The following is a 14,713-nucleotide window of genomic DNA, read 5'->3' as shown; positions in this document are numbered from 1 at the left end:
ACTAGCGGCGATGCTGAGTCAGGGTGAGGCTCGTTGCTAGGGCTGATGGCGTCGCGAACACGTCGGCTCCGCGGTGCCGGCGCATAATAGCGGTAGCGGCCTCGAACTGTTCTGCACTGGCGGGGTGGACGATCACCACGATGCCGCCGTTGAGTATCTGGCTCTCGGTCCACTCATGCACCTGGGCTTCGTGTCGCTGCCCGAACAAGGCCGCGAGCCCGCCCACACCACCCCCGGCAGCCAACCCAGCTAGCATAGCCGGCGCGGCCGCTCCGCCCGTTGTTGCCAAGACGGCACCGGCGCCGGCGAACGACGCGACAGTGGCCGCGAGCGAGGTCGCAAGCGTGCGAACCTGCTGGCGGTCATCGCTCAAGCCGATCTCGATGCGAGGCAGCTGCTTGATGTCGCAGCCAACAGCGCCCGCACAAGACGCTGCGATCTCTTCCTGCGCGAGGAAGCTTATGCGAGCGCGGTCGATCCCCGCGGCTCCCAACTCTCTTACAGCAGCCTCGAATTCAACTTCACTTTGCAGCGCGCCAATGACCTCTCGCAAATCGCTCACAATGTCATCCCCTGAGCTTGCTTTCCTGTCTTGAGGGCCTCGGCGCGTGCCGCGCACCGCGCCCGGCTCTCACGAGTAGTCACCGCCGCTTTGCTGAGTGAGGTTGCCGAGGTAGGCACGCTTCCCGATCTTCGCTCCGAGGTGACGGAGGATCGCGTGCGCAATCGAGATGTGGAAGAAGAAGTCGGGCAGCACCAGGTGGCGGATGTAGTCTTCGCCGCCAAACCACCCGCGCACTATAGGCGGCGTCAGCTCGTATGTGTGGGACTGGGCGCCAGAAATCTCGTCCGGCTGCACGCTTTGCAGGAATCCGCGAGTCTCAAGGAGCCGCCCTTTCAACGCCGGATACATCATCGGGGTGTTACTGGGTGCTGGCGGATCGTGCTGCATCAACTTTGCCATGTGCGCCTCGACCTTGTTGCAGCTTACGGAGAACTGTTCTCCGAAAGTGAGCATGTCGAGCGCGAGCCGTTCAGCAAGGATCCTCCCAGGCTCAAATCCCTTGGTCCGCTCGAGCGCTTGGGCGTGATCAAGATAGTCGTCCATCACGTTCAAGCCATGCAGCATGACAGGGACTGTGATGTCATATACCGAGAAGGACATGCCGACCTCCATGCGCTCGTTTGTAATCTGAACGTCGGACGGACCCGAAAGGTCGCGGACCGAAGCAAATCGTCACAATAAGCTCTTCAATCTTCTGGCTCGCCGCACCAACTCGCCAGACACGACACTGGCCTCCGCGAAACCGCTGCAAGAGGAGAACGCCTGCGTATGCGGCCGCCTAGCGACGCAGGACGGGATATCCATTCACGTAAATCCAGTCGGTGTCCTTGGCGGGCACGTGGCATCCTTGGCAATCGGTGTGGTAGTCGGTCGAGGTAGTCTTGAGCGGCTTGTCCGAGTCGAACCACGACCATCCCCACCCGTCGCCCCACAGCGGATTGCCGGGATGCGTTCCCTTGCTGTCTTTCACCATGACGAACCAGCCCTTAAGCTTGTCGGCGTGGCTTACTGTGCCGGTGGTCATCTCGTTCGTCGAGGTCGCGAAGACCTCTTTCACCAGAACGGCGCCGTCCGGGAAATGCCCCGTCTTCCGGTAGGCGTCGATCGCCCCCGGGGATGCGTAGACGGCGTGCATTTCCTTCGAACCTTGACCGCTGTCGGCGGCAATCGCCCAGCTCCCGAGCGCTTGGTAGAGGGTTCGGTAGTCGGCCGGCACGCGAAGGTGTCCGGCAGCGTCCACCACGTTCGCAGTAGGGCCTGCCGGTGCCGCGCCGCTATACTGAGCGAGCGCCGCCACGGTGCCGGCGGCCAGCGAGATGGCGACAGCCAAGCCGACTTTCCTCGATAATTTCACGGGGGTCTCCTTTGCTGCCTGCGCGCGGCACGGCGACTCGGCGCAATGCCTTCAATCGATGTCGAGGCGGTCGCGTGTTCGGCCAGCCCAGTGGGCTTCAGAATCGGACGGAGACGGCGAAATTGGAAATTCCGTTTGGACATGCATTCGATAAGCGTGGGTATCGTCGTCCAAAAGCGCTGCGGGGCGTCGGCGGCCGGCCATCTGCGATCAGCCGTCGAGGAGTGCGCCGTACTCGGGAATTCCCGCGCGTCTTAGGCAGAACGGCGTATGCGACCGCGATAATCACGTTCGCTAGTCACGAAGCCAATGCACCGATCCTGACGCCGCACATTCCCGCGATGATCGCGGCCGCGACGATGGCGCTCATCGCGACACAGACACCCCAAAGGCGATCGGCATTACGTTGGTCGACACCGTGCGTGATCAGCACCACTCTCAGCCCTGAAGCAAGGTGGCTCAGGACAAAGAAGGCGCCGAGCGCGTAGTGAGGCAGCAGACGGATATTCCATGCGTCATGAATGAGCCCAGTCGGGGCTCCGATCGCGAAATTCCAATCTGTCGGTATGCCGAGGAAGCTTCGGGCGTAGACGAAGACCGAGTTCATGTGGCCGAGAATGTACACTGAGAGATAGGCTCCCGAAGCGACCTGGTAGGTCCGCTGGAAGTCATGCGTTGCGGCGCTCCAGCGCCACGCCAGAAAGAGGCCGGTACCGATCTGGAAAAGCATGGCCGCCACCAACAACGGTTCACCTACGGCAGAGCGATAAACCACGCGTCCGATTTTCATGACGGCCGCATGCGCATCCGGCCCTATAAGGCCGAACAGATGATTGGTGAGATGAAACACCACATATAGGGACAGGACCACAGCCGTTACCCCGTGGACCACGCGCCAGGTCCCGACTGCAGGCACAGCTGCAGCGACCGGATCTCGGGCAGACTGCGACCAGATCGCAATTGCGAGCCAAATTGCGCACCAGACGACCTCGTCGGGAATGGGACTCTTGATCAAGGTCTGGACAACGCCGAGAAAGACATAGAGCGTTGGCGATACCACGCTGGCATAGGCGAGGCGTCTTGAACCGGGATTGGACGTCGGACGACAAGCCAGAGCGATCCCAAGAAACGGCACGATAAACGCAACGACCAGGATGGAGGTCGCGCTGGCGATTGCGAGCGGTGGCAGGCTTACGGCCTGCGTGTCGACGATGGCATGAAAAGCATTGAGCAGAAATGGATAACAAATCGCCGCCGCTGCGGGAACCAGAGCCACGTAATCAACGTGCTTCTCAAGAAAACTTCTGCGGTTCTGAGGGCGAACGAGTGCTTCCATCATAGACACCTATAAAGCCACAACAAAGAAACCGGTGTGCGAGACGACTTCCAAGGCAGGTTTGAAAAGTTGCCTTCGCGTATCACGCTGCGCGGCAAGCGGCAATAACAAGCGTCTATCGACTCCATGGCGAGAGGTGATTTCCCTTGCCGGCATTGCAAAGTCATTTTCCAAAAGTTGGTCCAACTAATCTCAGCATCCGGCGCAGCGATCTTGCTGCGCCAGCTCCTGTTGTTGATTGAACGATACAAATATCGCGAAACAGAAAGAAATTGATGTCCCAGGAACAATACGACGTCGTCATTGTTGGTGCGGGCGCGGCCGGCTGCGTCGTTGCGAGTTATCTCGCCGTACACACCGATGCTTCGATCGCGCTGATCGAAGCGGGCGACACGGATCGCGATCCGTTCATCCACATTCCTGCCGGCTTCGCCAAAATACTGGCCCACGACCGGCATGTCTGGAAATATGAGACGGTTCCCCAGCACGGCACCAAGCGAGCATATCGCTCGGGCAAGGTGCTCGGCGGCGGCTCCTCGATCAACGCGATGGCCTACGTCCGGGGTCAGATGCGCGACTACGCCGCGTGGCAGGACGCGGTCGGCGACACTGGCAAGTGGTCGTATGAAGACCTGCTTCCCGTCTTCGTGGCGCAGGAAGACAACGACACCTTCCACGACGAATATCACGGCATCAATGGTGGTCTGGCGGTTCAGTTGCCCAAGGGCATCAACGAGCTGAATCAATACTGCCTCAAGGCCTTCCAGGAATATGGGATCCCCTATAATCCCGACTATAACGGCAAGAGCCAGATCGGCGTCTCGCCGGTGCAATCGACAGTCGGGAACCAGCGGCGGTGCAGCGCGGTCGACGCTTATCTGCGTCCACACCTCGCCTCGGGCCGCGTTACTCTTCTCACCGGCAAGATGGTCCTTCGCATTCTCGTCGAGAACAAGCGGGCTGTCGGCGTCGAGCTCGTGGACAACGGTCTGCGGAGGATCATGGCCGGCGAGGTTGTGCTGTCGGCCGGCACGGTCCATAGCCCAACGATCCTCATGCACTCGGGCATCGGGCCAGCCGAGCAACTTCGCCAGCACGGTATCGCGGTGATCATCGATTCTCCGGAGGTCGGCGAAAATCTCCACGACCACGCGATCGTGCCAGTCCGTGCCTATGTGAAGGGCGATCTCGGCTATCAGGCTGCCGCGCAGGGCCTCGGCAGCGTGAAGGCGGGCCTGCGCTATTTCGTCACCAAGGATGGCCCGGCGTCGGGCAACGGCATCGAGACGGTTTCTCACTGGAATCCGTCCGACTTCACCGCCGAACCCACGATCCAATGCTATCACGTGCCAATCATCGCGGCCGATGGAATCAGCCCGACGGGCGACCGCTCGGGCATCACCTTCGAACTCGTGGTGCTTCAGCCCAAGAGCCGTGGCTGGGTGCGGCTGGCCGACAGCGACCCCACGTCGATGCCGCTCATCAACCCGAACTTCGTCGGCGAGGAAGAAGACTTGAGGGCCGCGGTGGAATCGGTGCGCGCGATCCGCAAGGTAATGGCGCAGGAGTCGCTGGCGCTGGTGATCACGGAAGAGATCGAGCCCGGCCCGCGCATCCAGTCGGATGCCGAGATCGGCGAATGGGTGAAGCGTGCCGTCACGACGATGTTTCATCCGGTGGGCACGTGCCGGATGGGCCAGGATGCGCGAGCGGTGGTTGACGCAAGGCTCAGGGTCCGCGGGGCCGAGGGCCTCCGGGTGATTGACGCCTCTATCATGCCAAACATCACTAGCGGCAACACGAACGCCCCGACCCAGGCGCTCGCGCGCCACGCCGCGGCAATGCTGGTCGAGGATATGAACCGGTCTTGGGAAGCTCCGGCGCAAGCTGGCGACGGCGCTGGCAGTTTCCCAGCCCGTCGATCTCTCCTTCAATTGCAACATTCTAGGTCCTCGGGGATGCGGAAGTGAGTGCGACTGACAAAACGGAGTACCCGGCTCCGGCGCCCCGGCTCGATCGCGGTTCGTTTCGCCGCTTTGCACGATGCGGCGGCGCTCCGATCGGTCTGCTGTTCGCGCTCGCGCTTGCTGGCTGCCACGAGAGGGCGCAATCGCAGGCGGCCGCGCCTCCGCCGCCGCGGGTGATGGTGGCACAACCGGTCAAACGGACCGTCACAGACTGGGACGAGTTCACCGGCCGCTTCGAGGCGATCCAGGAGGTTCAGGTCCGTGCCCGCGTCGGCGGCTTCGTCAATAGTGTAGAGTTCAAGGATGGTGCGACCGTCCGCGCTGGCGATCTGCTTTATATCATCGATCCGCGCCCGTTCGAGGCGGTTAAGCTGCAAGCCGAAGGGCAACTCGCCGACGCGCGCGCCAAAGGGGAGCTTGCCAAGCGCGATTTCGAGCGCGGCCTGACCCTCGTGCAGACCAGCGCGGTCTCCGAACAAGTCGTCGATCAGCGCCGCCAGCAGCTGCAGGCGGCGCGTGCCGCCGAGACCCAGGCCGACGGCGCGTTGAAGGCCGCACAGCTCAATGTCGAATTCACGCATGTGGTGGCGCCGATCACCGGCCGCGTCAGCCGCCATCTGGTGACCGAGGGCAATCTCGTGCAGGGCAGCGAGGGCAGCGCGACGCTATTGACCTCGATCGTATCGCTCGATCCGATCTACATCTATTTCGACCTGGACGAGGCGACCTATCTGAAGAACAACAAGCTGTGGTTCGAGGGCAGGCGGCCGAGCTCGCGCGACACGGCCAACCCCGTGCAGGTGACGCTCACCGGCGAGACCAAACCCTCGCATGAAGGAAAGATGGATTTCCTCGACAACCGGCTGGACGCGTCGACCGGCACGCTGCGCAACCGCGCGATCATCCCCAACCACGATCTGTCCATTCTGCCCGGACAATTCGGTCGCGTGCGGCTGATCGGCTCCTCGCCCTATGAAGCGCTGCTGTTGCCGGATGCGGCTATCGCGACTGACCAGTCGCGCAAGATCGTATTCGTGGTGAAGGATGACGACACGGTGGAAGCGCGCGCGGTCGAGCTCGGACCGATCAACGAGGGCCTGCGCGTGATCCGCACGGGCCTCAAACCCGAAGACCGCGTCATCATCGACGGCATCCAGCGTGCCCGCGTCGGCGCCAAGGTTAACCCGCACATGATCGAAATTGGCGGGAGCAAGACATGAATCTCGGGCGTCTTTCCGTCAACCAGCCCATCCTGGCGATGGTGCTGTCGATCGTGCTCCTGATCGTGGGCGCGATCGCCTATCGGACGCTACCGGTCGCCGAATATCCGGAAGTGGTGCCGCCGACCGTGGTGATAACCGCGCAATATCCGGGCGCCTCCGCGCAGACCATCTCGGATACCGTGGCCGCTCCCATCGAGCAACAGATCAACGGCGTCGAGGATATGCTGTATATGTACAGCCAGGCGACCTCGAATGGCCAGCTCACCATCACCATCACCTTCAAGCTCGGAACTGACCTCGACAAGGCGCAGGTGCTGGTGCAGAACCGCGTCGCAATCGCCCAGCCGCAATTGCCGGAGGAAGTGCAGCGCAACGGCGTCGTCACCAAGAAGGACTCGCCCGACATCCTCATGGTCGTGTTCATGCTGTCGCCCGACGACTCGCTCGACCAGCTCTACATCTCCAACTATGCGTTGCTGCAGGTGCGCGACCAGTTGCTGCGGCTTGACGGCATCGGCGACATCCAGATCTTCGGCGCGCGCGATTATTCGATGCGGCTCTGGCTCGATCCCGACAAGATCGCCAATCTCGGCCTGACTTCGAACGACGTGGTTGCGGCGGTCCGCACCCAGAACCTGCAGATCGCGGGCGGCCAGCTTGCGAGCCCACCGATTGCTGACCGCGCCTTCCAGCCGAACCTTACCTTCGTTGGCCGGCTGAAGGATCCATCCCAATTCGAGGACATCGTTGTCAAGTCGGGCCAGGACGGCCGCATCGTTCGCCTGCGCGACGTGGCGCGGATCGACCTCGGCGCGCTCGACTATTCCACCAACAGCTTCCTGTTCCGCAAGTCAGCGGTGGCGTTGCGGGTGACACAGCGGCCAGGATCGAACGCGCTTGCGACCGCCAAGGGCATTAAGGACACGATGGAGAAGCTGAAGGTCGGCTTCCCCAAGGGGCTCGACTACAATATCGGCTACAACCCGACCGAGTTCATCCGGCAGTCCATCAGCGAGCTGATCAAGACGATCTATGAAGCGATGGCACTGGTTGTCGTCGTGGTGCTGGTGTTCCTGCAAGGCTGGCGTCCGGCGATCATCCCGATCGTGGCGATCCCGGTATCGCTGGTTGGTACCTTTGCGGCCATGGCAGCCCTCGGCTACGGCATCAACAATCTCACGCTGTTCGGCCTCGTGCTCGCGGTGGGCATCGTGGTCGACGACGCCATTGTCGTGGTCGAAAATGTTGAGCGGCATCTCGCGCGCGGCTTGAGCCGGCGCGAAGCCGCGCTGAAGACCATGGAGGAAGTCGGCGGCGCACTGGTCTCGATTGCGCTGGTGCTGTGCGCGGTGTTCGTGCCGACCGCGTTTCTCGGTGGCATTACCGGGCAGTTCTTCCAGCAGTTCGCGGTCACCATCGCGGTCGCGACAGCAATTTCCTGCTTCTGTTCGCTGACCCTGTCGCCGGCACTGGCTTCGCAGATCCTCCTTCCGCACGAGGAGAAGCGGCCGTCGGCCGGCTGGAATCTGATCGCGCGCGGCTGGGAATGGTTCATCAGGCTGTTCAACCGCGGCTTCGACTGGCTGTCGCGTTATTATGCTGACGTTGCAGGCTTCGTGATCCGGCATCGCGTGGTGATGCTGCTCGTCTATGTGGTCCTGATCGGCAGCGCCGGCTGGCTGCTTGTCACCACGCCCCAGGGCTACATTCCGGCACAGGATCGCGGCTACGTGATCATATCCGCGCAACTGCCGGGCGCGGCCTCGCTGGCGCGGACCACTGAGATCGTTCGCAGGATCGAGAGCATCGCGCTCGATACGCCCGGAATTTCGCATATCGCGGTCTTTGCAGGTCTGTCGGGAGCGACCCGCACACAGGCAAGCAACTCGGCGGCGCTGTTTCCAGTGTTCGAAGAACCGGAGGTGCGCCGCAAGAAGGGGCTGAACGCGCAGGTGATAACGGCAAATCTGCGCAAGCGGCTATCGGCCATTGAAGGTGCGTTCATCATCGTGATCCCGCCACCGCCGATCCCCGGCATCGGCACCGGCGGCGGCTTCACCATGCGCATCCAGGACCGGCAAGGCCGTGGTCCGAAGCTGTTGGCGGCTGCGACTGACGAACTCGTCGCAGCGGCGCGCAAGTCGCCTCTGCTCCTCGCCCCCACTGTGTTCTCGCCGTTCTCCTCGAACACCCCGCAGGTCTTCGTCGACATCGATCAAGTCAAAGCGCAGAAGCTCGGCGTTCCCATCCAGAACATCACCGACACGATCCAGACCTATTTCGGCTCGACTTATGTCAACGACTTCAACTTATTCGGCCGTACCTATCATGTCACCGCGCAGGCCGATCTGCCGTTCCGGAAGGAGCGTCCTGATCTTGCGCGACTACGGACCCGCAACGCCAATGCCGACACGGTGATGCTCGGCAGCGTCGTAGAGTTCAAGGACGTCTCGGGCCCCGATCGCGTCGCCCGCTACAATCTCTATCCGACGGCCGAGCTACAAGGCGAAGGCTTGCCGGGGACGAGTTCGGCGACCGTGATCGCCGCTATGAAGAAGCTCGCCGAGGACAAATTGCCGAGTGGCTTTTCCTTCGAATGGACCGACCTGTCCTATCAGCAGGTTACCGGCGGCAACACCGGATTGTTCGTGTTCCCGATTTGCGTGCTGTTCGTCTATCTGGTTCTGGCCGCGCAATACAGGAGCTGGAGCTTGCCGTTTTCCGTCATCCTGATCGTGCCAATGTGCTTGCTTGCCGCCACTATCGGGGTCCGCATCATGGGCCAGGACGTCAACATTCTCACCCAGATCGGGTTCATTGTGCTGGTGGGATTGGCCGCCAAGAACGCGATCCTGATCGTCGAGTTCGCGCGGGACATTGAGCTTGAGGGTAAACCGCGGCTGGAGGCGGTGATCGAGGCCTGCCGGTTGCGACTGCGGCCGATCCTGATGACCTCGTTCGCCTTCATCCTCGGCGTGCTGCCGCTCGTGATCTCCACCGGCTCCGGATCGGAAATGCGCCAGGCGGTCGGCGTCGCCGTGTTTTTCGGTATGCTCGGCGTCACGCTGTTTGGGCTGATCTTCACGCCGATCTTTTACATGGTGGTGCGCAATCTCGCGGAAGGCAACAACGAGGGCAAGCCGACCCAGACGACAGCGGTCGCGGCGGAGTGAGTTGCGGTGACGCCGATGCGCGATGAAGCCGGAACAACTCATGCTGCCGTGTAAGGCAGGAGGACGGGCGATGGCCACGACGGTTGAAGGCAATGTTGGAAGTCACGACCATGACTGGACGTCAGCAGAAACTGCCGCCGGGCGCAAAGTTAGCCTCTCCCTTTGGAGGGGCATTCGAGGAAGGTGCGCGCGCTGCGGGCGGGGTCGCCTGTTTTGTGCGTTTCTCAAGGTCGATAACCACTGCTCTGTCTGCCACCTCGATTTCACCGGCCACCGGGCCGACGACCTGCCGGCATACTTGGTGATCGTCATCGTCGGACACGTCTTGGTTCCGGTAATTCTCTGGATCGAGGTGGACTATGCACCGTCGCTGACGTTTCAGCTTGGCGTCTACCTTCCGAGTACGGCCTTGGCCTCGATAGCTCTCCTGCAGCCGGTCAAGGGCGCCGTCGTGGCGCTGCAATGGGCGCTCAGGATGCACGGATTCGGCGTGCACCCGCCCGACGAACTCCAGGCTTGAGGCGGAAGGTGTCTCAGCAGAACGACTTCGGAGAAGCGGGCGCGAGCGCCAGCAATTTCATTCGCGGCATCATAGCGTCTGACGTCGAGACCGGCCGCACGCGTGTCGTGGTCACGCGCTTTCCACCCGAGCCGAACGGCTTCCTCCACCTGGGGCACGCGAAGTCGATCGTGCTGAATTACGAGCTTGCGAAGGAATTCGGTGGCCGCTGCAACTTGCGCCTCGACGATACGAACCCGGCAAAGGAGAGGGTGGAGTACATCGACGCGATCAAGCGCGACGTCCAGTGGCTCGGATTCGATTGGGCGCAGGGCCTCCACTTCGCCTCCGACTACTTCGAGCAGCTCTACGCTTGGGCCTGCCATCTCATTCGCATCGGCAAGGCCTACGTGGACGACCAGTCCGCACACGATATCAGAGAGGGCAGGGGGACATTGACGAGCCATGGCCGGAACAGCCCGTTTCGCGACCGCAGCGTGAAGGAAAATGCTGAGTTGTTCGCGCGGATGCGCGCCGGCGAGTTCAGGAACGGCGAGCGGGTTCTCCGCGCGAAAATCGACATGGCGTCAGCGAACGTCAACCTGCGCGACCCCGTCATCTACCGTATTCTCAACGCCAGCCATCCGCGCACCGGCACGGCCTGGCACATCTACCCGAGCTATGACTTCGCGCACGGCCAGTGCGACGCCATCGAAGGGGTGAGCCACTCGCTGTGCACCCTCGAGTTCGAGGATCACCGACCTCTTTACGACTGGTTCCTCGACAACCTCCCGATGCCATCGCGACCCCGACAGTATGAGTTCGCTCGCCTGGGTATTACGCATACCGTCCTCTCAAAACGCGTGCTGACGGAGCTAGTGCGCGACGGCCGCGTGGCGGGCCGGGATGCCCCGAGAATGCCGACGCTTGCAGGCCTGCGCCGACGCGGCGTGCCTCCCGAGGCGGTGCGTCGGTTCATACGCGGCATCGGAGTTTCGAAGGCCAACAGCACGGTCGACGACGGTGTCCTGGACGCAGCGATCCGGGATGTCCTTAATGAGCGGGCTCCCCGACGACTGGCGGTGCTCAAGCCGCTCAAATTGACAATCGAGAACTACTATGCGGGCCGGATAGAGGAGTTTGATGCGCCAAACCACCCGGCGGACCCGGCCTTCGGGACGAGAGTCGTCCGGTTCTCCCGCGAGGTGTACATCGAGCAAGACGACTTCCACGAGGCGCCACCACACGGTTTCCGGCGCCTGGCGCCGGGCCGCGAGGTGAGGCTCCGCTACGCCTACCTCATCACTTGCCGTGATGTCGTGAAGGACGCGGCGGGCCGTGTGGTCGAGCTACGCTGCACCTACGACCCCGACAGCAGGGGGGGCGCCGGCGGGCGAAAAGTCGGGGCGACAATCCACTGGATCAGCGCCGTGGATGCGTTGCCAGCAGAGGTCAGGCTCTACGGCCGGCTCTTCTTAGCAGCGAGGCCGAGCCCGACGGACCTCGCAGCCGACCTCGACCCACATTCCATGCATACGCTACGCGGCTGCCTCGTCGAGCGCGCAACCGCCTCCGATCCCCATGGCGAGGCGTTGCAGTTTGAGCGCCAAGGCTATTTCAGCCACGATGATGATTCCCGCCCCGAACGGCTGGTCTTCAATCGAACCGCCTCGTTGCGCGAGAGCCCGAGAAAGCTACAGCACCCACGGAGCAACTCCTTGCTACGACCCTCGCAGAGCCATACCATCTGAGGCCAGTCCCTCGAGTGGTGCGTCTCGCGGAATCGTCCCAGTCGGGCCAGTCGGCTCCGGACAGTCATCGCGTGCGCGCTGCGACGGGCAGGGATGACGGATGATGGGCAAGGACTATGACGACGACTTCAGCGAATTCGTATCGATCGGCAGGCTGCGCAGGCGCTTGCCGGTGGCGGCGAAGATCGCATTTGTCACTGCAGCACTGACAATGGCTGTCGGAGCTTCACCAATTCCACCTGGAGCCTCTGCGCTCTTAATCAAGTGCGTCTCCACCACCGGCACCTCGTCGATACGCATCGGCAGATAGCTGTCGAAATTGCTCTGCTCGACGCGTCCATCCTTGAAAGTGATTGACCCATGGAGCGCAGCGGTCAGCCCGAAAAGCGTTCCACCCTCAACCTGTGCTTCGATCGTATCCGGATTGACGTACATGCCGCAATCAACCGCACAGACGATCCGCTTGACCTTGACAGAGCCATCGGCCGCCACTTCGACCTCAGCGACCTGCGACAGGTAGCTTCCGAATGCGAATTGTACCGAAATCCCGCGGCCATGCCGTGCGGGAAGTGGTGATCCCCACCTTGATTTTTCCGCGGCAAGGGACAGAACAGCAAGCGCTCGCGGATTGTGACCCAGCAATCCCTTGCGATAAGCGACAGGATCCTGCTTTGCGGCATGCGCGAGCTCATCCATGAAGCTTTCGACCACAAAAACATTGTGAGTTGGTCCGACGCCGCGCCAGAAAGCCGTCCGGACACCAGGGGGCTCGACCCGGACATAGTCGACGTGGATATTGGGCAGCGCATATGGCGGCTTGGCCGCCGCTTCTACGGCATCGAGATCCAATCCGTCCTTGAACCAATAGGGAATATAGCGAGCGGCGATTGAGGAGCCGGCGATCCGATGCGTCCAGGCAACCGGCTCGCCGACCGCATCAAGTCCGGCCGACAGTCGATCGAAGTAGTACGGCCGATACATATCGTGCTGGATGTCTTCCTCGCGGCTCCAGATCACCTTCACCGGGCCATCGACGTGCTTGGCGATCTTGACGGCCAGCACCGTGCCATCGGCCTCCAGCCTTCGGCCGAAGCCACCGCCAATCAGATGATTGTGAATTTTGATCGCATCCCTTGGCAGACCGCTGAGTTCGGCGACCAGAGACCGCGTGAGCGACATCGCCTGCGTCCCGACCCAAACGTCGCAACGATCCTTCTGCAGATGAACGGTGCAGTTCATCGGCTCCATCGCCGCATGGGCCAGGAAAGGCACCTGATAGACGGCTTCGAGCCGTTGCGCCGCTTGGGAAAGAGCTTTCCCTGCATCACCATCGTTACGGGCAACCGCACCCGGCTTCTTGGAGTTCTCCTCCAATTGCTTGACGATATCGGCGTTGCTAACCTTGCCGTTCGGCCCGTCGTCCCACGTGATGGCCGCCGCCGCGAGGCCCTTCTTCGCCGCACCCATGTGATCCGCCACGACGGCAACCGCTTCATCGATATTGACCACCTGCCGGACGCCCTTCACTGCCAGCGCAGCCCTCTCGTCCACCGTTTTCGCCTTGCCGCCGAGCACAGGCGAAATAGCAACCGCGGCGAACTTCATTCCCGGCAATAGCGTATCGATGCCGTAGAGCGCGCGCCCATCGACCTTTATCGATGAATCCACGCGCTTGGCACGCGTGCCGATCAGTGTGAAAGCCTTCGGATCCTTCAATTTGGCGTTTGCTGCAGGCGGCACAGGCAATTTCGCCGCAGCCTTCGCAAGTTCGCCGTAGCTCAGATGCTTCGATCCGGACGCATTGAACACGACGCCGTTCTTGGCATGGCAAGTCTTTGAATCGACGTTCCACTGCTTGGCAGCAGCCGCAATCAGCAGATCACGACCCATTGCCCCTGCCTGACGCAGGGGCGTCCAGAAGGCTCGTACAGAGGAGGAAGCACCTGTAGTTTGAATGTGCAGGAACGTGTTGGCGTAAAGCGCATCATTTGCCGGCGCATGCAGAACCTGAATCTGGTCAAGCCCCACTTCCAGTTCTTCGGCCAGAAGCATCGAGAGCGCGGTGTAAACCCCCTGACCCATCTCGGCCATCGGCATGACCAGGGCCACGGTGCCGGTTGGATTGATCCGTATAAATCCATTCGGGGCGAAAGTACCCATGACCTCGTTTTCAACCACCCGCGAAGCGGGCGCCGCGAACACGGAGTCCGTGCTTGCACCGGTCAGCGCAAAACCAAGCAGCAAACCTGTGCCCTGAAGAACGGCGCGCCGTGACACCGCTGTTTCATCGGCAATCTGCTGTCTCAGAATAAGCTCATCCATGAATCTCAGACTCCCGCCGCGTGTTTGATCGCAGCGCGGATGCGCTGATACGTGCCGCATCGGCACACATTGCCCGACATGGCGGCGTCGATGTCGTCATCCGTCGGCTTCGGCGTGTCCTTCAGCAGCGCCGCCGCCGACATGATCTGGCCGGACTGGCAGTAGCCGCATTGCACCACCTCCAGCTCCAGCCACGCCTTCTGCAAGGCCGCGCCCTGCGGCGCTTGGCCGATCGCCTCGATCGTGGTGATCGGACTATCGCCGACGCTGTCGACCGGGGTCTGGCAGGAGCGGACCGGCCGGCCGTCGAGATGCACGGTGCAGGCGCCGCAAAGCGCTTGGCCGCAACCGAACTTGGTTCCCGTCATGCCGAGCACGTCGCGCAACACCCACAAAAGCGGGGTGTCGCCGTCGACATCGACCTCATGAGGTGTGCCGTTGATCTTCAACGTGAAAGCCATGCGTGCCTCTTGGTGGCTGGGGCTGATAGGACACAGCCAGCCGACCTGGATTGCAATCGTCC

General features: G+C 62.0%; 11 protein-coding genes. 5 read left to right on the top strand and 6 right to left on the bottom strand.

Annotation, left to right across the window (positions count from 1 at the left end):
* Position 1: 1 nt before the first annotated feature.
* From ACVIYL_RS36030 to ACVIYL_RS36015, 4 genes are all read right to left on the bottom strand, one after another.
* The gene (locus tag ACVIYL_RS36030) at positions 2-562 is read right to left on the bottom strand and encodes a hypothetical protein (RefSeq protein ID WP_456780819.1); all 561 of its coding nucleotides are present in this window, start codon (positions 560-562) and stop codon (positions 2-4) included.
* 69 nt (positions 563-631) lie between these two features.
* A complete protein-coding gene (locus ACVIYL_RS36025; RefSeq protein WP_456780818.1) occupies positions 632-1,165 on the bottom strand; it encodes a DUF1993 domain-containing protein in 534 nt (177 codons plus the stop codon).
* Between the two features lie 178 nt (positions 1,166-1,343).
* The gene (locus ACVIYL_RS36020) at positions 1,344-1,895 is read right to left on the bottom strand and encodes a cytochrome P460 family protein (protein WP_456780817.1); all 552 of its coding nucleotides are present in this window, start codon (positions 1,893-1,895) and stop codon (positions 1,344-1,346) included.
* Between the two features lie 322 nt (positions 1,896-2,217).
* Positions 2,218-3,255: a hypothetical protein gene (locus ACVIYL_RS36015; protein ID WP_456780816.1), complete on the bottom strand. Its 1,038-nt coding sequence runs from the start codon at positions 3,253-3,255 to the stop codon at positions 2,218-2,220.
* 275 nt (positions 3,256-3,530) lie between these two features.
* Here ACVIYL_RS36015 and ACVIYL_RS36010 point away from each other — a divergent pair, with 275 nt between their 5' ends.
* The 5 genes from ACVIYL_RS36010 (at position 3,531) to ACVIYL_RS35990 (ending at position 11,868) form a co-directional block, all read left to right on the top strand.
* Positions 3,531-5,225 (top strand): GMC family oxidoreductase, encoded by a 1,695-nt coding sequence (locus ACVIYL_RS36010; protein WP_456780815.1) that lies wholly within the window; start codon positions 3,531-3,533, stop codon positions 5,223-5,225.
* Positions 5,226-5,314: 89 nt separating this feature from the next.
* Entirely contained in the window at positions 5,315-6,442 is a 1,128-nt protein-coding gene (locus tag ACVIYL_RS36005) for an efflux RND transporter periplasmic adaptor subunit (protein ID WP_456781922.1), read from the top strand.
* Complete coding sequence (locus tag ACVIYL_RS36000; protein WP_456780814.1) at positions 6,439-9,618, top strand: efflux RND transporter permease subunit; 3,180 nt, start codon at positions 6,439-6,441, stop codon at positions 9,616-9,618. Before ACVIYL_RS36005 ends, ACVIYL_RS36000 begins: the two co-directional genes overlap by 4 nt.
* A 70-nt stretch (positions 9,619-9,688) precedes the next feature.
* On the top strand, positions 9,689-10,138 hold the full coding sequence (locus ACVIYL_RS35995; RefSeq protein WP_456780813.1) for a DUF983 domain-containing protein: 450 nt from the start codon (positions 9,689-9,691) through the stop codon (positions 10,136-10,138).
* An 8-nt stretch (positions 10,139-10,146) separates the two neighbouring features.
* The gene (locus ACVIYL_RS35990; RefSeq protein WP_456780812.1) at positions 10,147-11,868 is read left to right on the top strand and encodes a glutamine--tRNA ligase/YqeY domain fusion protein; all 1,722 of its coding nucleotides are present in this window, start codon (positions 10,147-10,149) and stop codon (positions 11,866-11,868) included.
* 114 nt (positions 11,869-11,982) lie between these two features.
* On the opposite strand, the gene ACVIYL_RS35985 is transcribed toward ACVIYL_RS35990, so the two are convergent.
* Positions 11,983-14,190: a molybdopterin cofactor-binding domain-containing protein gene (locus ACVIYL_RS35985; protein WP_456780811.1), complete on the bottom strand. Its 2,208-nt coding sequence runs from the start codon at positions 14,188-14,190 to the stop codon at positions 11,983-11,985.
* A 5-nt stretch (positions 14,191-14,195) separates the two neighbouring features.
* Positions 14,196-14,651: a (2Fe-2S)-binding protein gene (locus ACVIYL_RS35980; RefSeq protein ID WP_456780810.1), complete on the bottom strand. Its 456-nt coding sequence runs from the start codon at positions 14,649-14,651 to the stop codon at positions 14,196-14,198.
* Positions 14,652-14,713 lie beyond the last annotated feature (62 nt).

This window comes from Bradyrhizobium sp. USDA 3315, from assembly GCF_054056795.1.
This window is presented reverse-complemented; position numbering and strand designations above follow the sequence as displayed.